This is a genomic window from Paenibacillus sp. FSL R7-0163 (assembly GCF_037969975.1).
Lineage (GTDB): Bacteria > Bacillota > Bacilli > Paenibacillales > Paenibacillaceae > Paenibacillus_AQ > Paenibacillus_AQ odorifer.
The window spans coordinates 5606576-5626796 of record NZ_CP150224.1; the positions used below are offsets into that span (position 1 = coordinate 5606576).

17 protein-coding genes are annotated in these 20221 nt (G+C 45.6%); 6 read left to right on the forward strand and 11 right to left on the reverse strand.

Annotated elements, in window-relative coordinates; genetic code table 11:
- Positions 1-5 precede the first annotated feature (5 nt).
- On the reverse strand, positions 6-824 hold the full coding sequence (locus NST45_RS24625) for a TrmB family transcriptional regulator (protein ID WP_036682516.1): 819 nt from the start codon (positions 822-824) through the stop codon (positions 6-8).
- 40 nt (positions 825-864) lie between these two features.
- Positions 865-1656, reverse strand: a complete 792-nt coding sequence (locus tag NST45_RS24630; protein WP_036682517.1) for a zinc ribbon domain-containing protein — start codon at positions 1654-1656, stop codon at positions 865-867.
- Between the two features lie 204 nt (positions 1657-1860).
- Here NST45_RS24630 and NST45_RS24635 point away from each other — a divergent pair, with 204 nt between their 5' ends.
- Positions 1861-2589, forward strand: coding sequence for a GTP pyrophosphokinase family protein (locus NST45_RS24635; protein WP_076218890.1), 729 nt, complete (start codon positions 1861-1863; stop codon positions 2587-2589).
- 362 nt (positions 2590-2951) lie between these two features.
- Here NST45_RS24635 and NST45_RS24640 read toward each other — a convergent pair whose 3' ends face one another.
- The 3 genes from NST45_RS24640 to NST45_RS24650 form a co-directional block, all read right to left on the reverse strand.
- Positions 2952-4103 carry a YCF48-related protein gene (locus NST45_RS24640; RefSeq protein WP_036682519.1) on the reverse strand — a complete coding sequence of 384 codons (1152 nt, stop codon included), beginning with the start codon at positions 4101-4103 and terminating at the stop codon, positions 2952-2954.
- Positions 4104-4241: 138 nt separating this feature from the next.
- Positions 4242-5033, reverse strand: a complete 792-nt coding sequence (locus tag NST45_RS24645; RefSeq protein WP_051491244.1) for a hypothetical protein — start codon at positions 5031-5033, stop codon at positions 4242-4244.
- A 33-nt stretch (positions 5034-5066) separates the two neighbouring features.
- Positions 5067-8153: a DEAD/DEAH box helicase gene (locus tag NST45_RS24650; protein WP_076215296.1), complete on the reverse strand. Its 3087-nt coding sequence runs from the start codon at positions 8151-8153 to the stop codon at positions 5067-5069.
- Between the two features lie 463 nt (positions 8154-8616).
- Here NST45_RS24650 and NST45_RS24655 point away from each other — a divergent pair, with 463 nt between their 5' ends.
- A complete protein-coding gene (locus tag NST45_RS24655; protein ID WP_339824078.1) occupies positions 8617-9384 on the forward strand; it encodes a TspO/MBR family protein in 768 nt (255 codons plus the stop codon).
- A 93-nt stretch (positions 9385-9477) separates the two neighbouring features.
- Here NST45_RS24655 and NST45_RS24660 read toward each other — a convergent pair whose 3' ends face one another.
- From NST45_RS24660 to NST45_RS24680, 5 genes are all read right to left on the reverse strand, one after another.
- Complete coding sequence (locus tag NST45_RS24660; protein WP_036682524.1) at positions 9478-9858, reverse strand: RidA family protein; 381 nt, start codon at positions 9856-9858, stop codon at positions 9478-9480.
- Positions 9859-9951: 93 nt separating this feature from the next.
- Complete coding sequence (locus NST45_RS24665; RefSeq protein WP_076316515.1) at positions 9952-10617, reverse strand: oxidoreductase; 666 nt, start codon at positions 10615-10617, stop codon at positions 9952-9954.
- A gap of 19 nt (positions 10618-10636) precedes the next feature.
- The gene (locus tag NST45_RS24670) at positions 10637-11902 is read right to left on the reverse strand and encodes an MFS transporter (protein WP_036682545.1); all 1266 of its coding nucleotides are present in this window, start codon (positions 11900-11902) and stop codon (positions 10637-10639) included.
- A gap of 104 nt (positions 11903-12006) precedes the next feature.
- Positions 12007-13419, reverse strand: coding sequence for an ATP-binding protein (locus NST45_RS24675; RefSeq protein ID WP_038568513.1), 1413 nt, complete (start codon positions 13417-13419; stop codon positions 12007-12009).
- Between the two features lie 167 nt (positions 13420-13586).
- Positions 13587-13790, reverse strand: coding sequence for a CsbD family protein (locus tag NST45_RS24680; RefSeq protein WP_036682530.1), 204 nt, complete (start codon positions 13788-13790; stop codon positions 13587-13589).
- 460 nt (positions 13791-14250) lie between these two features.
- On the opposite strand from NST45_RS24680, the gene NST45_RS24685 reads away from it, so the two are divergent.
- The 4 genes from NST45_RS24685 (at position 14251) to NST45_RS24700 (ending at position 18765) form a co-directional block, all read left to right on the forward strand.
- Positions 14251-15144, forward strand: coding sequence for a hypothetical protein (locus NST45_RS24685; RefSeq protein WP_036682532.1), 894 nt, complete (start codon positions 14251-14253; stop codon positions 15142-15144).
- 48 nt (positions 15145-15192) lie between these two features.
- The gene (locus NST45_RS24690; RefSeq protein ID WP_036682533.1) at positions 15193-17073 is read left to right on the forward strand and encodes an FAD-dependent oxidoreductase; all 1881 of its coding nucleotides are present in this window, start codon (positions 15193-15195) and stop codon (positions 17071-17073) included.
- A gap of 245 nt (positions 17074-17318) precedes the next feature.
- The gene (locus tag NST45_RS24695) at positions 17319-17768 is read left to right on the forward strand and encodes a hypothetical protein (protein ID WP_076124508.1); all 450 of its coding nucleotides are present in this window, start codon (positions 17319-17321) and stop codon (positions 17766-17768) included.
- Positions 17769-17784: 16 nt separating this feature from the next.
- The gene (locus NST45_RS24700; RefSeq protein ID WP_339824080.1) at positions 17785-18765 is read left to right on the forward strand and encodes a polyprenyl synthetase family protein; all 981 of its coding nucleotides are present in this window, start codon (positions 17785-17787) and stop codon (positions 18763-18765) included.
- Positions 18766-19326: 561 nt separating this feature from the next.
- Here the strand turns inward: NST45_RS24700 and NST45_RS24705 are convergent.
- Complete coding sequence (locus NST45_RS24705; protein ID WP_036681005.1) at positions 19327-20211, reverse strand: UbiA-like polyprenyltransferase; 885 nt, start codon at positions 20209-20211, stop codon at positions 19327-19329.
- Between the last annotated feature and the right edge of the window lie 10 nt (positions 20212-20221).

The following is a 20221-nucleotide window of genomic DNA, read 5'->3' on the forward strand; positions in this document are numbered from 1 at the left end:
AATAACTACTGCGCCTGTTCTTCCCCATCATCGCCTTGATCATACATAACATATTTGCTATGAATTTTGCTGTAACGTTCTCCATAACGCTCTACTAATTCTGCGCCCATATCCTGCTCCAGCTCGAACAAGACCATTTCCTGTGTAAAATGATTCAACAGCAGCTCTACTAACACCGGGTGCTCTGTTACCACCGCTTGTGCCGATCCATCATCATAACGCATCCCCAGCATACACCAGCTCCGGTCAATCACAAATGAGAACTTCCGTCCATCCGCCCGCTGCGAATCTTTTCCGAATGACGGCCATACCGGGTAAGAGGCAGCAGCAGCATTGCCACCGTCAAAAGCCCATAAAAGCCTAACGCCACGCAGTTCGGCCTGTTCAAGTTCACTCCGCAGAAGCGACGCTTCCTCGCGCCACATATCCACTACAATCTCCTGCTCTGCCATGTTAAGCTGGCGAATCAGCGCCCCCATTACATTGCGGTCGCCCTCTACATTATAAAAAGAAGGACTAACAGGCCCCCCGCGAGGCATCTCACTTTCCATATAAGCCAGCGAAGCTTGAACTCTTCCCGAGATCATCGTCGCCAGCTCCTCCGGATTGAGAACACTATACCGCGCAGGCTCTCCTTCACCACATCGTACATATCCCTGCTGTGTTAGGCGCTGAAGCGCCGCATACACATTTGATCTTGAAACTCCGAGCTGTTTGGCAACCTCATAGCCAGAAGCCTGACCTTTAGTCGCAAGCTCGACCATGATTTTGGACTCCATCTCCGTGAAGCCCAGATTGCGCAGATGCAGCAGCAGCTGTTCCATCTTGTTGTCCCCCTAAGCCCTAAGCTGACTGATATCTGTACTATATTTGCTCCGATCCACAACGCGGGCACCATAAGGAGCCCTTTGGCAATTCATTCCGACAGATTTGACACTTAATCATATCACGTACACCACTGTCCTGGGTGACTGCGGACTCCTCCTGATGTTCATTCGCATTCCAATCGCGGATGCGACGATCCAGCTCAAGCTGTCTTTGTCTTTCCCGTTCCAGCTGATCAGCATGTCTGCGATCCCGTTCAATGTCATGTTCGTTCGCCGCATATTCCTCCAATGGCAGCTCATCATCCTCTGAAGGCAGGATCTCAGAATACACCATACTTTGCGGATGGAGCTTCATTGCAATCTCCTTCTCTTCATCCGTTAGCTCATCTGCACCATAGTATTGATCCTCATCCTCTTCGTCCTCATCCACAGTTTTGACGAATACGGGCGGTGAAGGAATCTTTCTTGAAGTGGTTAGCTCCTCCAGCTTACTTCCACACTTTGGACAAAAGTTTGCATCGAGCGCCACAACATTGCCGCAAGAACATAACCGTTCATTTTTCAGTTCAGCAATCCTTGCGCGTTGGACTTCGATTTTTTCCTGAAGTTTGGAACAGGTCCGTGCCAGTTCTACCATTTTGCCTTCAGCTACCGACATATCCTTAGTGCGATACCCTTCATAAAAAAGCCTGCCCATTTTCGTGAATTCCACTTCCATCTCACGTTCAATATCGGAAATAAGCCCGTTCAGCTTGCCAATCTCAACAGAGCTTTGTGCTTTTTCAGTAACCCGGCTCGCACTATCTTTGATTCGTTTCATAAAACTCATTACAGTTCCTCCCTCTCCAGCGATACGTGATTCTATCATACCAAATGTATCGAACAGATTCATTAATGTGCTTTAATACGCGATTTAGCGGAGAATGTTCCTATAAATTCTTATTTTCACTGATTTCAGACGTTATTTTGCGTCAGGGGTTCTACATCGGTTAAAATAGAATTAATCACAAATAACGAAATTGGGAGAGTTTCAGTGGAAGAACATGACAGCACACAGCTTACGCTAAAACAGATGCAGGTACACGTTAAGGATCTGCAACATTGGCAGGATAACGAGGATTTCACAAATCTTATCAATGAGTTTAAGTCTCTGCCAGCACTCTATCGCCATGCACTAAATGATCTTGAGAATAAAATCGATGTGATCAAAACGGAATGGCAGGTCCGTGACGGCTTCAGTCCCATCGAACATGTTAAATGCCGAATTAAAGAACCCAAGAGCATCCTGCAAAAGATGGAGCGCAAAGGTTTCGAGTTCAACTTGGAAAATATGGAGCAGCACATTCACGATATTGCAGGTATGCGGATTGTATGTGCTTTTGTTAAAGATATTTACCGTCTGGTTGATCACCTCAGCACACGCGAAGACATTCGCGTATTGGAGATCAAAGATTATATAGCCCATCCCAAGCCGAATGGGTATCAAAGCCTGCATCTTATCGTCGCAATTCCGCTCGTCCTGCTGGAAGGAACACGCTGGGTCAAAGCAGAAATACAGCTGCGAACCCTAGCCATGGACTTCTGGGCAAGTATGGAACATATTCTGTATTATAAATTCGATAAACAGCTCCCTTCGCATGTTGCTGAGGAATTGAAGGATGCCGCACGCGCCGCCGATGAACTGGATCAAAAAATGCTGCGCCTGCGCCGTGAGATTCTGGAACTTGCAGAAGGGGAATCCCCTGCCGGCGGGCAGGTTTAAGCTTTCATATTTCTACATTTCTCAAAAATTAAGGGGATGTCTCATAAGCCATGACAATGGCTGCTGGGACACCCCCTTCTTTTTAATCGATTAGGCCGTTTGATCGATACCCTTCGCCGCCGAAGCAAGGTGTTATCGGACACAGCCGATCTTATTCACAGAATAATCCTCCATTTTGCATAATAACGGACCCCAAAGTCGCTATGGACATAAAAAACACCAGATTTGTGCCCTTTTATATGAAATAGCTGCACTGGAGTCCGAAAACATGCTGGATAGGCGGTAAATGTGTGAATAACGCCCCCTGGGTCCCTAAGCCTCAACGGCTAATCATTACATCCGGCATTCCGCTGTATTCAGCCTCAAGGCTTGCCAACCAAAGGCTTCCATGTAACGCCACCATCTGTAGTGGTCTGTAGAAATCCTGGACCCGCCAGCCAGCCGTTTTTCGGCGTAACAAACTGAATGTTTTCTGCCTTCGCGAATAGCTGTGATGTTGCAATCATCCTCCAGCTTACTCCCCCGTTGACAGTCGCCACCAGTTTGCCGCCCTCCTGCAAGGCCCAACCTTCCCGAGCGTTCAGCCATGTTGTTCTCACCGCCTCAGTACCGAGTAATTGAGGGCCCGGCTTCCATGTCCTACCTCCGTTATCACTTGTGTAAAACACCATACTTCGAATCCCATCGTCAACAATCTCCAGCGGCAGGATGCCTTTCATATTGTCTTTGCCTGAGAATTTAGGTGGATAACTATTACTGTAAGTAAATGCTGCCATAGCAGCCGGCTTCTTTAATTGTTCCGGCTTCCAGCTCTTCCCGCCATCCGAAGTTCTGAACGTTAAAATGTATTCTTGCCCATGGTTGCTGGAGGTGATCCAGCCATTCCGGGAATCCTGAAAGGTCATCCCTGTTGGATAGGCTTTAATACTCCCCGTTAGATTTCCGATTCGCTTCCAGCTGTTCCCGCCATCTGTCGTGCGATACAAGGATTTCTCCATCATCCCGAGACCAGGTTCTGAATCCAGCAGCACATACCCGTTATTCACATCGATAAAATGAATAAATCCGCCACTGTATCCTTGCTCCCAATCCTCCGTGACGGGAAGTTTTGTCTCCTTCCAGGTCTGGCCCTGATCAGAGGTATGATAGATCAGGACAGGTTGACCCATACCATGACTACTTATAATCCAGCCATTTGTGGCATTCAGGAAAAAGCTTGCTGCGGCAAAGATGCCTGTTTCTTGTGGAATAGGAACGATATTGCTGTCCGGATGGTACCAACTACTCCCTCCATCGTTCGTAGTCCATAATCCAGTCTCGTCTATTCCCCACCCATGCTTTATGTCATTCATGCTAAATTTAGCAGGATACCCCTGCAAAGAATTCATATCCGTCTTCAGCTCAGCGGTATTTGTCCCAATACTCGAATCTAAACCAAGCTTATCGTTTACCATGCAGGATTGCAGAAATAACCCGGCAATGATTATCGGGGCAAAAACGGCATATAGTCTCAAATGAAATCCTCCTTTTTCCATTTCCTTCTATTCTATAATCATAGACAGAGTTTAATAGTAAAAGGTTACAGAAGCTTTACACAAAGAAGCCGCCTCCTCAGATAGGATGCGGCTTCTCTAAACTCCACTGCTGTTTAATTACGCCTTACTTGCTCGACGGGCAGCAGCTTCTGCTACTCGATTCATAATCAAGGTTAGGCCTTCTAGCGCCTTAGGTGTCTGAGGCAGCAAAGCTCCCCAGTCTTCCGTTACCGCTGCTACTACCGGCGATGAAGGAAATGGCCTAGCCGTAATCTCATGGAACTGCGGTCCCGGCTGGTGAAGCGAACCTTCAGCAGCCGCTTCTGCAAGCCATTCTCCAGAGGAAATTGCGGGGCCCTTGCGCTCTAGCCGTGCTAATTCCGTTGCAAGCTCACTAACTGGGGCTGCCTCTGTCTCAGAATCATCGGCAGCTATATCACTTTCAGCCCAAAGGGCAAATATTCCATCCAGGAGTTCTCCCTTAGTAAATCCTCTCAGAGAAAGCGCCAGCAGCGGTTCTTCAGCAAGTCGTTCTTTTATAAGCTGCAGAATCTCCGCCTGATCCTCTAACCCTTCACCCTCAAAGAGGGCCTGCTCCAGCTCTGTATCTGTAGGCAGAAGATCCAGTTCCGCCAGCCCACCCGTTAATCTCCCCTGCAACAATGCAAATACCTCATCCGGACTTAGCGCCAGACGCCGCAATATTTCTTTTCTACGGGCAGCATGCCATACTGGAACCTTCAGAGAGAGAGGTCGCTCCGGTCTTTGTCCCTGAGGAACAGCAGAAGTACCGACATTCCATTCACCCTTTGCCCGTGACCCTCCCGTCACTTTCCCGGGCGAAGTCGTCCATGCTGCTTTTACTAATCCAGGCACAACTTCCAGCCGCATCTCTAACAGTTCACTCATTGTTTGATCCCTCCGTATTGCTCATGTCTTTCCTTACATCCAATCCTGATCCTGCAGTTCAATAAGCTCCTTCAGTTCATGATTAGACATCTCGGTCAACCATGTTTCACCAGAACCAACAACCTGCTCCGAAAGGCTTTTCTTCCGCTCAATTAATTCGTCAATACGTTCCTCCAGTGTTCCTTGGCAAATCAGCTTATGAACTTGAACATTCTTATCCTGTCCAATTCGGAAAGCCCGGTCTGTCGCCTGATTCTCCACTGCCGGATTCCACCAGCGATCGTAATGAATAACATGATTGGCCCGGGTTAAGTTCAAACCTACTCCACCCGCTTTAAGAGATAACACGAAGAAGGATGGACCCTTGCCCTCTTGAAAATCATGCACCATCTCGTCACGCTCTCGTTTTGGAATCCCTCCGTGAAGGAACAATGGCGATGTACCATAACGCTTAGTAAGCTTGCTCACCAGCAGCTCGCCCATCGCTACGTATTGCGTAAAGATCAACACAGATTCGCCAACTTCAGCAATACTGTCCAATACCTCGAACATAACCTCCATTTTACCGGAATGTTCATTACGCGGACTCCGACCTTCTTCTTTCCGGAATAGCTGAGGATGATCGCAAATCTGCTTCAGCTTCGTCAGAGAGGATAACACCAGTCCACGGCGAGCCATACCACTGCTCTCCCCGATCACGCCGAGCATTTCATCCACAACACCCTGATACAGGGCAGCTTGGGTCTCGGTCAGCGGGCAATAAGACTTCAACTCCAGCTTCTCCGGTAAATCCTTAGAAATATCCGGATCACTCTTCAGACGCCGCAACAGGAAGGGTGATACCAAGCGATGCAGCTCCCGCAGACGCTCCCCACCCTCCCCAGACACATAACGCTGCCGGAAGGAATGATAGGTTCCTAAATAGCCCGGGTTTAAAAAGTGGAAAATAGACCATAACTCGCCAAGTCTGTTCTCTACCGGAGTACCCGTCATAGCTATGCGATGCGGCGCTGATAACTTCATCACACTCTGCGCCTGCTTCGTACGGTGATTTTTAATATATTGAGCTTCATCCAGCACCACTGTTGACCACTGAACATTAGCTAAATCCTCGCTGTCACGCCCTGCCAAGTGATAGGTCGTCAGTACGATATCATGACTGGTTGCCAGTTCTAAGAAGCTATCTCCCCGAACACGGCGTCCACCATGATGTATGTGTACATTAAGCGAAGGAGCAAAGCGCTGCAGCTCCCGCTGCCAGTTGCCAAGAAGCGAAGTTGGGCAGAGAATCAGCACAGGCTCCTGCTTCTCTTCAGGGGGAGCACTTAACGCCCGGTCCAGCAGGCAGGTGATAACCTGCACCGTTTTACCTAGACCCATATCATCGGCGAGACATACCCCAAAACCCAGACCACTGAGCTCGGCCAGCCACTGATAACCCCGCTCTTGATAAGGTCTTAAAGTTCCATGCAGACCTTCAGGTACGGGACGCACCGGAAGATTACGTAATACATCTCCGCGCATAAGCGATGCCAACAGCCCGGATGTCTCCATCCCAGTGACGGACATTCCTTTCCAGAGCCGATCTTCACCATCCTCGGCTTCTAGGCGCATCCAATCCGCGGCAGTCATTTCTCCGTTTTCATGGCGTTTCATATATCTAAGAACCTGGCGGATTTCTTTAGGATCTATCTCGATCCATTCCCCGCGGAAACGTACAAAAGGTACGCCAGCCTCTACTAATGCGTTTAGTTCTTCCTCACTAATCGCACTTTCTCCAAGCGAGGCCTCAATACGGAACGAGATCAGCTCTTCCATACCCAGAGCCGCGGGCGCAGGACTATCGCCCCCGTTCACGCCTGGCTGCATTTTCATCTTCATGCCAATGCGGCGGCGTCCTTCACGGCTCCAGCGCGAAGGCATCTGCACCGTTATTCCCCGATCGCGCAGCTGCTGCACCGTCTCCTTCAAAAAGAAATAAAGACGTTCTGGTTCCAAATCTGCCCCCGTAGGCGCAGGCTTAGCAAGAGCGCGCTGGATATCCGGCGATATCTTCGCAGCCCGGCCCAGCGCTATAAGCAGCTGCTGCTGGATATTGCGATAGCGTTTCCCCCATAACGTAAACTCTCGTTCCTTACTGCTCCAGATCGATTTGGCGGGAAACCAGAATTCCCCTTCTTCCTTATTCTCCGCCCAGAAGGTTAACCGCCAGACTTCATTATTGTCTTCTGGCGGCTCCAGCCGTAGCCCAAGACCCAGCTGCCCGCTCCGCGCTTCCTCTGGCTCTGAATGTGGCACATCGCTGCCAGCGGTCTCGTTCACAGTGACCAAAAGGTCCGTCACCTCTGCTGGAGTTCCTTGCACGGGTATATCTCGGCTTCCAGTGAGAAGGCTATTCCACCACAGTTCAGTTAAAGGAGAATAACCCCGGCGATAATTTGCTTTATAAGGGGTTAACTCACTTTCAATGCCCGCAATTACCTTTTTTATCTCAGCAGTCATTACAGCCTGCATAAAGGAGTAAAGCACATAAGCTCCAGCCTCATCGCGAGAGGATAGATCCCCTGCCTCTGCGATATGCGTTCCTAGTGCAAGAACAGGCATGGATGCTGCCAGCTGCAAAAAGATCTCTTTGTCCTCCTGCTTTCGGAAAGCTGGCGACCAGCAGACTGTCGCCGCCTGTTCTCCGCCGCGGCGACGTGAGCCCACGGGGCGTGGTGGCAAGGCTCCCGGCGTAATCCCGCCTGTACCCATCAGCTCCAGCGCAAAACGTGCCGCTGCTGCCCAGTAACGCAGTTCGCCGCCTGGCTCCACTCCCTGATCTCGGCATAACGTCTCATCCCATGCCAGAAGCAGTTGAAATGCATCGCTAGGAACCAAGGCGAGCCCTTCGAACGTTCGTCCGGGCAATCCGCGCCGGGCTGGCTTCCCCTCTACAGGGGGAGCCGGATATTTCACTTCTGCCAGACGCAGAGCAGCAGTTGCAAAAGGACGCACTCCTCCCTGTAGCTCCATCCGCTTCACTACGCGAGTCCAAGCGTCAACCTTCGGCTCCGAAGTTTCGCCAGAGAAGCAAAATAAAACGTCCCCTAACCATATTGCATACAGATGCTTAATCATCGGTGATCTCCTGTCTTTTAAGCAAGCAAAAAAAGAACCAGCCCCCCACCATCAGGAAGGGTAACTGCAACCTTTTCCGCGAGAAATAAATTTTGAAGCTATACAAGTAGAAGCCGCCTCTTCCTCTTTTAGAGAGGGGATGCACTCCTGCGGTAAATATAAGGATAAAGAACTAGGACAAAACTTATATTTTCTTGAATCTTCATCTCTTCATCTTATACGAAAAAGCGCTGATTTAAAAACATTTCTGCATATTTTCTGTAGATTTTTATGAAATAAAGTTGAAGGATATAGAAACACCCAGTAATTTGATTCATTTAAAATACCCCGCACTACTGCCCTGCTATCCAAGAATGTTATGACTCACTAGTCACTTCTTTTCTTTTTATAGTCTTAATTGTGCCAAAAAGGGGTATATTCTAAATAAGCAACACCCTATTAAAAAAGCTAGGGAGTGAATAATTTGAGACGTTATAATCCTTATAAATGGTGGAACCTCGTATTCTTTGTGGGTGTAATTATCGTAAATGTGCTGGCGGTAACCTTGCCTTTGGGCGGAAACAGTACAGGAGAGATCTCTGAAAAATATAAGACTTACATGACTCCTGCTGGCTATGCCTTCTCCATTTGGTCGCTGATTTATTTATTGTTAGCCGGTTTCGTTATTTATCAATTCCGCTCCTATACAAGCTCTAGGGATTCTGTACGAGTTATTTCGTTCTGGTTTATCCTGAGCTGTGTTTTTAATATGAGCTGGCTTTTCCTCTGGCAGTATCTATACATCGAGCTTTCATTGATTGCCATGGTGTTAATGTTAATTTCAATCATTGTTATCTATCGCAAATCGCGCCAGATCGCAAAACCTACTTCAGGTGAGAAATGGTTGATCAAGCTACCCTTTAGTATATACCTTGGCTGGATCTCTGTGGCTACTATCGTGAATGTTAGCGTTGTTCTGGAGAAAAATCATTGGGATGGATTTGGACTTAGCGGGATAACCTGGGCTGTGATCATGCTCTGCATGGGGACACTGCTTGCGGTGTTAGTCAGCTATCCTAACCGAGACAGCATCTATCCTCTGGTCTTCGTATGGGCTTTCATCGCGATTGCCCTGGAACATAGAGAGGCTAATGCAGTCTTTGTGACGGGCACAATAACGGCAGGTCTTCTGCTGCTCTACAGCATTTGGCTATTGCTCACACCACGCCGCAGAAGATACAGCAGATACTGATCGTCCGCTCGATAATATAAAAAGGCAGGCTCAGAAGGTGATCCTTCTGAGCCTGCCTTTTTTGTAGATTAATTTAGAAGTGCGAAATCATATTTATTTCTTACGCGCTACCGCTTCGATCTCAACAAGGCCATCTTTTGGCAGACGGGCAACCTCAATGGCACTGCGGGCAGGATAAGGTTCTTTAAAGAAGGTGCTGTAAACCTCATTAACTGCTGCAAAATCATTCATATCCTTTAGGAATACAGTGGTCTTCACTACATGATCCAGTGATGCACCAGCCTCCTCAAGAATAGCTTGTACATTGCTAAGTGCTTGACGAGCTTGTTCCTGAACGCCTTCAGCCAAATTCCCTGTCTCTGGATTAAGGCCCAGCTGTCCTGAAGTGTATACCCAACTACCGGTGGTAATGGCTTGACTATAAGGACCAATGGCTCCAGGTGCTTTTGTAGTAGCTACTTGTTTTTTACTCATCTTGTTACCCCTCTCCATTAAACGCTGATCATTTATTGTCCATTGTAAGTCCTGTTCTCACCGTAATGCAAATTTATTAGCAGCCCGAAAAACTTATCGTTTTCCAATCACATGTATTACTTCATTCGTGTAGATATGCAAACCATGCGTGTCAGCAGAGGCAATGTTAACCATAGCTCTCGCCACAGTTACACCAGGAATGGCACGATATTTAGCTGCTTTGCCAACCATTACAAACTCCAGCGCTTTCATCAATCTAGCCGCGACGCGTTCTCCCAGTCTGAATTCCTCACGATGACCCAGCAGCAAGGATGGCCGAAACAAATGCAGCCCTTGAAAACCGATTTTGCTTAACGCTTCCTCTGCTCTACCCTTAGTCCGACTGTAGAAATTGCGCGATTTGGCATCTGCCCCCATGGATGAAACAACCAAAAACTGTTTAACACCGTGATCTCTCGCAATAGTAGCAGCTGCAAGCGGATAATCCAGATCAACACGTTCGAACTGCTCTTGTGAACCTGCCTTCTTGATCGTAGTCCCGAGGCAACAGAAGATGGAATGAACGCCTTCGAACGAATCGCTATACTCCGCCAGGTTCTCCCAATCCACAACGATTTGCTTAAGCTTAGGATGTTCTAAAGCTAATGGAGTCCGTACAAGCACTCTCACCTCACCCCAACCTTCACGATTCAGCAATTCCTCCGTAACCGCTTTCCCTACTAACCCAGTAGCCCCTAATACCAACGCAATCCTTAACATGGAATAGTCCCCTTTACATCTATTCGTCCTTTAGAATACGACGGCCCAGCAGGAAGGCAAGAGCAATCATAAGCGTTCCCACTACCAACTGCATACCGTATACTTGGGTCCATTGCGGCCAGTGCGCAATTTTTTCATACAACTGTCCCCCAATAAGCGGGCCAAAAAAGGATGATAAACCCGTAAGCGCCGCATAGGTCGCCATATACATAGGCCGTTCTTTTTTCGGCGTGTCCCCAATAATAAAATTAAAGGCCAGCTGGTTGAAACCGCCTACACCTACACCAAAAACAATATGAGCGGCAAACAACACCAACAGCATCGGCAGCACAGACAAGAGTCCCCACATTAAAGAGGACAAGGCAATAATCGGCAACGTAAAGAACAACAGACGTTTATTGCTATATTTTGCATTTAGATTGCCCCAAACGTAGAAACTGGCCATCATAAAAAGAGTCTGGGACACATTAAGCAGTGATAACGTTTCATAATTTATATGAAGTAACTGCAACATGACATACGAGTATAGCGGAACAGTTAGATTCTGCAGCAGTAACCAGGCGGCCAGAAACAAAGTAGACTTCATAAATAAAGTATCTTTAAGCGGTTTCTTAAACATCGGCAAAAATTTATGTTCTTCCGATTTCTCGAAAGGCACGTCGGGATAAAAAAAGAATACAACGACGTTAGAGATCGCAAAGATCCACACAACAATATAAAGAATCAGAAAGCCATGGCTCCCGGGATAACGATCCAAAACGATACCCCCACCATACATTACCAGACTACCGAGTGCATTCAGGAACGTATTACGAATCCCAAAATAACGTCCACGTACACGTGCTGGAACAAGATCGCTGATCACAGAGCTCCACAGCACACCACCCGCCGTATTGGCAATAAATGCAGTAGTATATAAGGCTATAAAAGCCATGACCCAATACTCTTTAGGAAAAATAAACGGAATTAGCCCCGTAGAACTCCAAAGTATCCTATGCAGGCCGATAAAAGTAACCATAGCCCATTTGCGGCTTGGCAGCTTCTGAATCAAAAAAGCTACCCCGATCTGCATCACATTAACCAAGGTGGTAAGCGCTAGCACAAATCCAATTTGACTTGAAGTGGCTCCTAAATATAGTAGGAATCCTGTTAGAAACTGCCCTTGCAGCAGTACCTGGAAAATGGTCGATGGCACACCTTCCCAGGTAGCAATGCGCAAATTTCTGCGATGTACTGAGGTTTTACGGACACGCTTTGAACTAGTAACTGTGTGCTTAGTTTCCATGTTGTTCATAGAGAGGGGTAACACTCCTTTGATGCGGCATTTGCTTCATTCTACTCCGCATCAATCTACTGTCAATACGCCAAATTAACAAATAATATTGGAGCTTACTCTTCTATGATTTCGAGGGGTAAATAAAGCGAAAAACGGCTCCCTTTACCTTCCTCACTTTCTAAAGTAATGAAACCTCCGAGCAGTCTGGCCAAATCATTACTAATAGAAAGCCCTAATCCTGTTCCGCCATATTTTCTACTAATTGTTCGATCCGCCTGTTGGAAGGCTTCAAAGATCATGGCATGCTTCTCTGGTGCAATACCAATACCGCTATCTTCTACCTCAAATACAATCCAATGCTTCACAATAGCTCTTTCCCCACGTTCCTCTTGACGAATACGGAGTGCGACATGGCCAGACTTTGTAAATTTAAAAGCATTAGAAAGCAAATTGCGCAGGATTTGCTGAATCCGCTGCGGGTCGGAATGAATCATTTGTGGAACATTTTTTTCCATATCAATATTAAATTCCAGTTCTTTTTGTTTAGCTGTCACAGCGAACTGCATAGCCAGAATCTCTGGAATCTCACTAACACTTAAATCTTCATTAATAATATCTAATCGACCTGCTTCCACTTTGGACAGATCTAATATATCGCCAATAATCATCAATAATTCTTCACCAGAACGGCGGATAATAGCTGCATACTCCCTCATTTCTGCTTCCGTAAGAGAATTATCATTGTCTTCAATTAATTGCGATAAATTAATAATGCTATTCAGTGGCGTTCTAAGCTCATGAGACATATTTGCCAGAAATTCGGATTTAAATTGCGAAGCCATCATTAACTGATCGGCACGCTCTTCAAGCTCGATCTTATTCTTATGCAGCTCCTCCGTCTGAGCAGACAGCTGTTCATTAGCACGCTCAATCTGTCCATTCCGCAAGAGACCCAATTGAAAGTCACGGATAATTAAGGAGAATAGAACACTTAGAATCAATCCGGCAGGGAAAGTAATCGGCATAATCTCTTTTATGTACTCTGGGGCGGGGATCACACCAAACACCATAATGTTGATTGCGTTCATTACATTTATGACTAGAATCACGATCAAACCTTTGTTCACCATACATAAGTTAGATCGTCTGACCCAGTAGCTAAGCGCAGCACAAACAAATCCTAGAATGGACAGATTAATGGTTCCGGCCATCGCCGCCTCATTTACTCCAAAAGTTAACCGTGTAAGACCTGTTCCTATACCGATCAAAACAAGAATGAAAGGATGCGGATAAGCCAGCGTTGATATAATAAGTGGCACAAAACGTAAATCAAAAATCACATGCTCACCCAGCCTATATCCGAAAAGAGTACTAATCCACCCGGCAAAAATGGCCAGTAATACCCAGCTTACCTTCTTTATTCCTACACTTGCATTTGAAATGGTGTTTTTATATATAAGATTAGCCAAATAGGCTACAGCTATTAGCATTGCGGTATTTCCAAAAAATATTTTAAGATAACCCATAGATTCACTCCCACCTCGGCAAAATAAATTACAACTTTCATCTCATAATACTACCATACTAAAGCCCCATTCGATAACTAACGCCTATGGACGCAGAAGAAGAGCGCAAATCAGATGCGATTTGCGCTCTTCTTCTGGAATTTTATATTAACGTCATTAGTAATGAATTAATCGCGGTAGGAACGTCCCCAGGTTTGGTACTCTTTCTCCGCGTCTTCTTTCGTATGTCCATAACGTTCTTGTAGTTTACCTACTAATTTATCCTTTTCACCGTCAATTACGTCAAGATCATCATCTGTAAGCTTGCCCCATTGCTTCTTGGCCTCGCCTTTGAGCTGTTTCCATTTTCCTTTAAATACATTGTTGTCCATTATAAGCTCATCTCCTTAGCTGAATTAATTAGGGTAGGATTGTTATCCCGTGTTACCTTTACTTACCCTTCCCCATTCGCTATGAATCTTTCCACATTTCAAGACATTAGCAAATTAAGTCGTATTCTGTCACATATATTTTTAAATATATGTATTCAAATCTTTTAAAATTTGATATAATCCAGATATAAATTAAATATTTAATTTTTTAAGTGATTTATTTCACAATGGTTTTCCTAGTCCATGTGCTAGAATGCCATCGGAGATAAAACAACATCATTAAATTTTTTCCTAATGTATGCCGATATAAGTCAAGATACTGTTACAAATGGGTAATAACGCATGAGATTAAAGTGACAAATATCATTTATAAAGTGATTTTTATCACTTCGCTCGACTATTAAAATGTTTTACATTTTAATATATATATTTTAAACTATATTTTTGGAGGTCATTTGAAATGAAAAAAGCTTCTGTTATCTTGTCGAGCGCACTTATCCTTGGATTGCTCGCAGGTTGTGGTAACAACACAGACAACGCCGCAGCCCCTACTAACGCACCAGCTGAAACAACTGCTCCTGCAACAAATTCCGGTAACGCTGGAACTGAAGCTGGACAGTACAAAGACGGAGTTTACTACGGTACTGCTGACGTTGATGCTAAAACTGGCTGGCAATATTTCGCACTCTTAACTGTAGAAGGTGGAAAGATCACTAAAGCTGACTGGGATGCCTTTAACGTTAACACTGCAGGCGACCTGAAGAAAAAAGTTTCCGAAGATGGTAAATATGGCATGAAAGCTGGCGGTGCTTCTTCTGAATGGCACGAGCAAGCAGCTAAAGCTGAAGAATTCCTGATCGAAAAACAAGATCCAGCAGCTATAACTTTTGATGCTGAAGGGAAAACTGATGCCATCTCTGGTGTATCCGTACACGTATCTGACTTTGTAAAAGCTGCTCAAGCTGCTCTTGCTGCTGGTCCAGTAGAAGCTGGTCAATATAAAGACGGAGGCTACCATGCTGAAGGCGAAATGGACGCTGAATCCGGTTGGAAATCCACTGTTGACCTGACTGTTGCTAACGGTAATGTTGTAGCTGTTAAATTCAGTGGTTTGAATGCTGCTGGCGATGACAAAAAGCAATTCTCCGTTGATGGTAAATATGGTATGAAAGCTGGCGGCGCTTCTGCTGAATGGCATGAAGAAATCGCTTTGGCTGAAAAATACTTCCTTGAAAACAAAGGTGTTGCTCCAACGCTTGATGCTGAAGGCAAAACTGATGCAATTTCCGGCGTGAGTATTCATGTTGGTGAATATTTTACACTTGCAGAAAAAGCACTCGAAGGCGCGAAATAATTTCGCAGGACCTTCTGCAGCTAATCAGACGAATGAGGTGAATTTCTCTTGAAGAAGATAGTCATTTTGGGCGGCGGCTACGGCGGCGTACTCACGGCTAAAAAACTGGCAAAGAAATTTAAGAAAAACAAAGATGTTGAAATTACACTGATCGACCGGAATCCATATCACACTCTATTGACTGAGCTGCATGAGGTTGCCGCGAACCGTGCTCCAGAGGATTCAATCAAGATCGATCTTAAGAAGATTTTTGCGGGCCTTAAAGTAGATGTTGTTCTTGATGAGATCAGCAATATCGATTTCAAAAGCAGAAAACTTAAATCCGATAAAGCTACCTACGCTTACGATTACCTTGTAATCGGCACAGGTAGCAAACCAACCTTCTTCGGCATTCCAGGCGCAGAAGAAAACACCTTCTCCTTCTGGTCTTACGATGATGCGGTAGCATTGAAACGTCAAATCCGCGATATGTATACCAAAGCGGCTATGGAGAAAAATCCAGCTGTACGTCGTGCTATGCTAACCTTCGTTATTATCGGTGCCGGCTTTACTGGTGTCGAGCTAGTTGGTGAAATGGCTGAACAACGCGAGGAATTATGCAAGGAGTTCTTTATCGACCCATCCGAAGTAAGACTGATTGTGGCTGATATGGCTCCGAAGATTCTGCCTATCCTTCCAGATAAGCTGATTCAAAAAGCTGAAGCTCGCCTTCGTAAGCTGAACGTAGAAATCGTGACTGGCGCTAAAATCACCGAAGTAGGCAATGGTAGTGTTGCACTTGGTGAGAAAAACGTTGTCGATTCCCAAACAATTGTTTGGACTGCTGGTGTTGAAGGCTCCGAAATCGTTGGTGGACTTGAAGTACAACAACAAGGCCGCAAACGGATTGTTACGAATGAGAACCTGGAAAGTGTAGATCATAAGAACGTTTACGTAGTAGGGGACAACATTTTCTACATTCCTGAAGGTGAAACTCGTCCTGTACCACAAATGGTTGAGAACGCTGAACAAGCAGCTCCGATTGTTGCTGGCAACATTGCCGCTGACATTCAGAACACTGCTAAAAAAGCTTACAAACCAGGTTTCCACGGTACAATGGTCTCCATTGGTAGCCGCTACGGTGTAGCAAACGTTGGTCTGCCAGGTAAGTTCTTTATGCTTACTGGATTCATGGCAATGCTATCCAAACACTTTATTAATATGTTCTACCTGTCTCAGGTTGTCGGATTCAATAAAGTATGGACATATATGATGCATGAGTTCTTCCATGTTGAGAACCGCAAGAGCTTCTTGGGTGGTCACTTCTCCAAACGTTCACCTAATTTCTGGCTCGTACCACTTCGTGTTCTACTTGGTGGTATGTGGTTATACGAAGGTATTGAGAAGATCCAAAAGATTTGGAAAGATCCAGATAAGATTTTCTTGATTCCAGCTGCTCCTTTTGCAACGGATGCTTCATCAGCAGCCAGTGTTGCAGTAGATGCAGTTAAAGACACCGTAGATGCACAATCTGCAGCTTCAGCAGTATCCACTGCAAAAGAAGCTGTTGAAGCGTTGCCTGTACCTAACTTCGTATACAACATTACAAACTGGTTCATGGATTTGATGTTCTACAACAACGACGGAAGTTACACTTTCCTCGCGAAATGGTTCCAAATCGGTATGGTATGTGCAGAAATCGTCTTCGGTATTATGCTCATCGTTGGTCTCTTCACTGCACTCGCTTCTATAGCGACTGTCGCCATGTCGGTCATGATTTGGTCAACCAAAATGGCATCGACAGAAATGTTATGGTACGTTGCTGCTGGTATTGCCTGCATCGGCGGATCAGGAAGCACACTTGGTCTAGACTATTATGTACTTCCTTGGCTTAAGAAACAGTGGAAGAGAATTCCGCTCGTCAGACGATGGTATCTATACACCGACTGATAATAAAACCCTGAATTAGTGTAATTTATCATATAGAACATATGTGCAAATTGTATTTTATTAGGGTTAAATATGGATATACTTCAGAGTAATGTGTCCCTAGGACACATTACTCTCCTTATTTACAAGAAGAAAATAACCTTCCTAATCCTAGGAAATGGTGGTTTTTTCTTGAATGAATGGTTTTGTAGGGATGATCGGGGTATGGTTTCTTCCGGCAAAACCGACAAGAAGGAGAGAATCTTGTGAACAAACAACTCATAGAAGATACCCTCCGGTTGTTGCATACTGAAATGTCACCTATTGCCGGAATTGAGCTTCAGCCCTCTCCGGCTGCATGTGAACAGCTAATCTCGGTACTGGAACGCCATGATCTGGAATACAGCCGCAAAGTCAATTTGCTGGGTATTTACACTATTCTCACTTTGGCAGCAGAGCGCCATATGGAATGTATCCCACATCATCCCGACCTTACACGCAACATTTTGGATGGAGATTATTTGTATAGCTTTTACCTGCAGTTTGCGGTGAAATGCCGTGAGCTCGACTTAGTTGCTTATCTAGCTCCTTCGATCAAAAAAATGCAGATTAGACGGTCAAATGGAGACTTCGCGGAACATGATCCAGCTACTGGAATCGAAGAGTTCTTGATTCAAGAGTGCAGACAGCGTAGTCGCACAAGCAAAGCCATTTGACAGGTGGGATCCATAAATGAAGCTGCATGAGGCCTTAAATATAGACATAAATGAAATCAACCGCGAAATCGTAAACCTTGTGGCGCGTGATAAAGATGTACCTAAGAAATCTCAGCTCGCGCAAAGTGTTCTAGAGCTTATAAATTCCGGTGGTAAACGCCTTCGTCCCCTCATGGTCATTGTTGGCAGTCGGTTTGGCCGTAAGGATACCGGCCGCAGAGCGCTTCAATTAGCTGCTGCTGCTGAATTTATTCATGCCGCCTCATTAATTCATGATGATATCATTGACCGTTCAGAGTTACGGCGGGGCGTACCCGCCTTACATATTAAGACGGGGACATTGTCAGCAGTACATGTTGGTAATTACATGTCCGCTCGGGTCATCGAGCTGCTGAGCAAATATACCGGAGATAAAAACAGATACGTTCATGACTTATCCTCTGTAGCCACCGCTCAGCTGTGTCTGGGTGAATATCAGCAAATGGAACATGCTTTTGATTATGAAATTACAATGGATCAGTATCTGGAGAAATCCTTAAACAAAACCGCTCTTCTTATGGCAACCTGCTTACGGGTTGGTGCTTTGTCCACTGAAAGCACCGAAGAAGTTGCCAATCTCCTTTATAATTTTGGAGAAGCCTTAGGGATGTCCTTTCAGATACAAGATGACTTGCTAGATTTCACACAGTCCGCCGATGTCCTAGGCAAACCTGCCGGTAGCGACCTGCGACATGGTCAGGTCACCCTGCCAGTGCTGTACGCCTTGCAGGACCCTAAGCTCTCGCCTGTGATCCGTGCAATCGGCCCGGATTCTTCCGACGCTGAAGTAGCACATGTGCTCACCCTAATTAACAATAGCAATGCCCTCGCTCGCGCTGAACGGGTCAGCCAGAACTATCTGGATAAAGCTGCAGCTACTGTGCAGCAGCTCTCCTCCTACCCGGCGCATGCTGATCTGGAAACGTTGCTGCAATATTTTGCGGACCGTGATCGCTAAAGCGTACGTTCTAATACAAATAAAAACGGATACCTCCCATTCACTTGGGGGTATCCGTTTTTTTGATTTAAACACATCATTTCATTGATCTTGTCGCAAATTCAAACCGATATTTTTCCGCTTCAACAAGACAAGCTAAACACGCAAACGCAGCGTAGCGCACATGAGCTAATTTAGTCATTCTACTCCATCGGATATAATTAGGGAAAACCTCCCTAAAATTAGCTACTAATCGCTCGAAAACTACGATATTAGGGAAAACCTCCCTAATAAAGTCCACTTTAGCATGCTTTTAAGAGTAACCAGCTATATTTCAGGGAGAAATTCCCTAAAACAGAGTTTAAAGATAATAAACGCAATAAGATTAGGGAGGTTTTCCCTAATCTTTGCATTTAGCTTCCCCCTTACAGAGCGGGGAGCGAGTCAACACAAAAAAGGAAAGCTAGCGTAGCCAGCTTTCCGATTCCTTTGCCTACCCCTTTTGGGTAGGCTATTGTCTTTTATTGTTAGTTTGCGGGCAATGCGCCAATGTCAGCCAGCCGGCTCACCAAAGCCAGCTCCCTAACTAACATAGAAAAAATCAATCAGCGTACACAATAATATCACTATGCTGATTACCTGATTTAGATTATAAGAAGCCACCTTCATCAGCTTACGATTCGAAGGTTTTATTATCTTATGCTCGGTCATCAGGAGCAATGTAGCAATGCCAATCCCAACCAGATACATCCAGCCGAGATCCTGCCATACGTATAGGAATAATAGCAGCATAATCATAATGAAATGTAGACCTTTGGCGATACGCAGCGCATTCTCTAATCCAAAGAAGCTCGGAATAGACCATAACCCATGCCGCCGGTCAAATTCAATGTCCTGAGTGCCGTAGATAATATCAAATCCGGCAATCCAGAGCATAACTACCGTTCCGATCACAAACGGTGTAAATGCGATATTTCCAGTTACGGCAAACCATGCACCAATCGGCGCGGAAGCAATGACAAAGCCTAAATATAAATGGCTGAGAAAGGTGAAACGTTTTGTATAAGAATAAGTCGATATCAATACGATTGCTACCGGCGATAAGAGCAGGCAGAGCAAGTTCAGCATGCCTGAAGCCACAATAAAGATGGCATAATTGACAATAACAAAGACAACCACTTCTTTTTCTGCCAGTAACCGTTGTGGCAAATGCCGATGTGCCGTACGAGGATTCTGTTCATCAAACGTACGGTCTGCCAGCCGATTGAATGCATTAGCGCCATTACGGGCACCGATCAATGCAATCAGACCCCAGATCATTACATGCCCTGATGGCCAGCCCCCAGCGGCCCACACCATAGAGATAATGGCAAACGGCAGCGAAAAAAGTGTATGAGAGAACATCACCAGTTCACTGAACATTTTCAGCTTTAGGCCTGCAGTTTTAAAAATGTTTAGAATAGCCATTCGTTTTCCT

Coding starts and splice junctions, on each gene's coding strand:
- NST45_RS24630 (WP_036682517.1), bottom strand. CDS start 1,656: ATGAGTTTTATGAAACGAATCAAAGATAGTGCGAGCCGGGTTACTGAA.
- NST45_RS24675 (WP_038568513.1), bottom strand. CDS start 13,419: ATGGGTTATCTTAAAATATTTTTTGGAAATACCGCAATGCTAATAGCT.
- NST45_RS24700 (WP_339824080.1), top strand. CDS start 17,785: ATGAAGCTGCATGAGGCCTTAAATATAGACATAAATGAAATCAACCGC.
- NST45_RS24670 (WP_036682545.1), bottom strand. CDS start 11,902: ATGGAAACTAAGCACACAGTTACTAGTTCAAAGCGTGTCCGTAAAACC.
- NST45_RS24665 (WP_076316515.1), bottom strand. CDS start 10,617: ATGTTAAGGATTGCGTTGGTATTAGGGGCTACTGGGTTAGTAGGGAAA.
- NST45_RS24650 (WP_076215296.1), bottom strand. CDS start 8,153: ATGATTAAGCATCTGTATGCAATATGGTTAGGGGACGTTTTATTTTGC.
- NST45_RS24685 (WP_036682532.1), top strand. CDS start 14,251: ATGAAAAAAGCTTCTGTTATCTTGTCGAGCGCACTTATCCTTGGATTG.
- NST45_RS24680 (WP_036682530.1), bottom strand. CDS start 13,790: ATGGACAACAATGTATTTAAAGGAAAATGGAAACAGCTCAAAGGCGAG.
- NST45_RS24625 (WP_036682516.1), bottom strand. CDS start 824: ATGGAACAGCTGCTGCTGCATCTGCGCAATCTGGGCTTCACGGAGATG.
- NST45_RS24660 (WP_036682524.1), bottom strand. CDS start 9,858: ATGAGTAAAAAACAAGTAGCTACTACAAAAGCACCTGGAGCCATTGGT.
- NST45_RS24645 (WP_051491244.1), bottom strand. CDS start 5,033: ATGAGTGAACTGTTAGAGATGCGGCTGGAAGTTGTGCCTGGATTAGTA.
- NST45_RS24705 (WP_036681005.1), bottom strand. CDS start 20,211: ATGGCTATTCTAAACATTTTTAAAACTGCAGGCCTAAAGCTGAAAATG.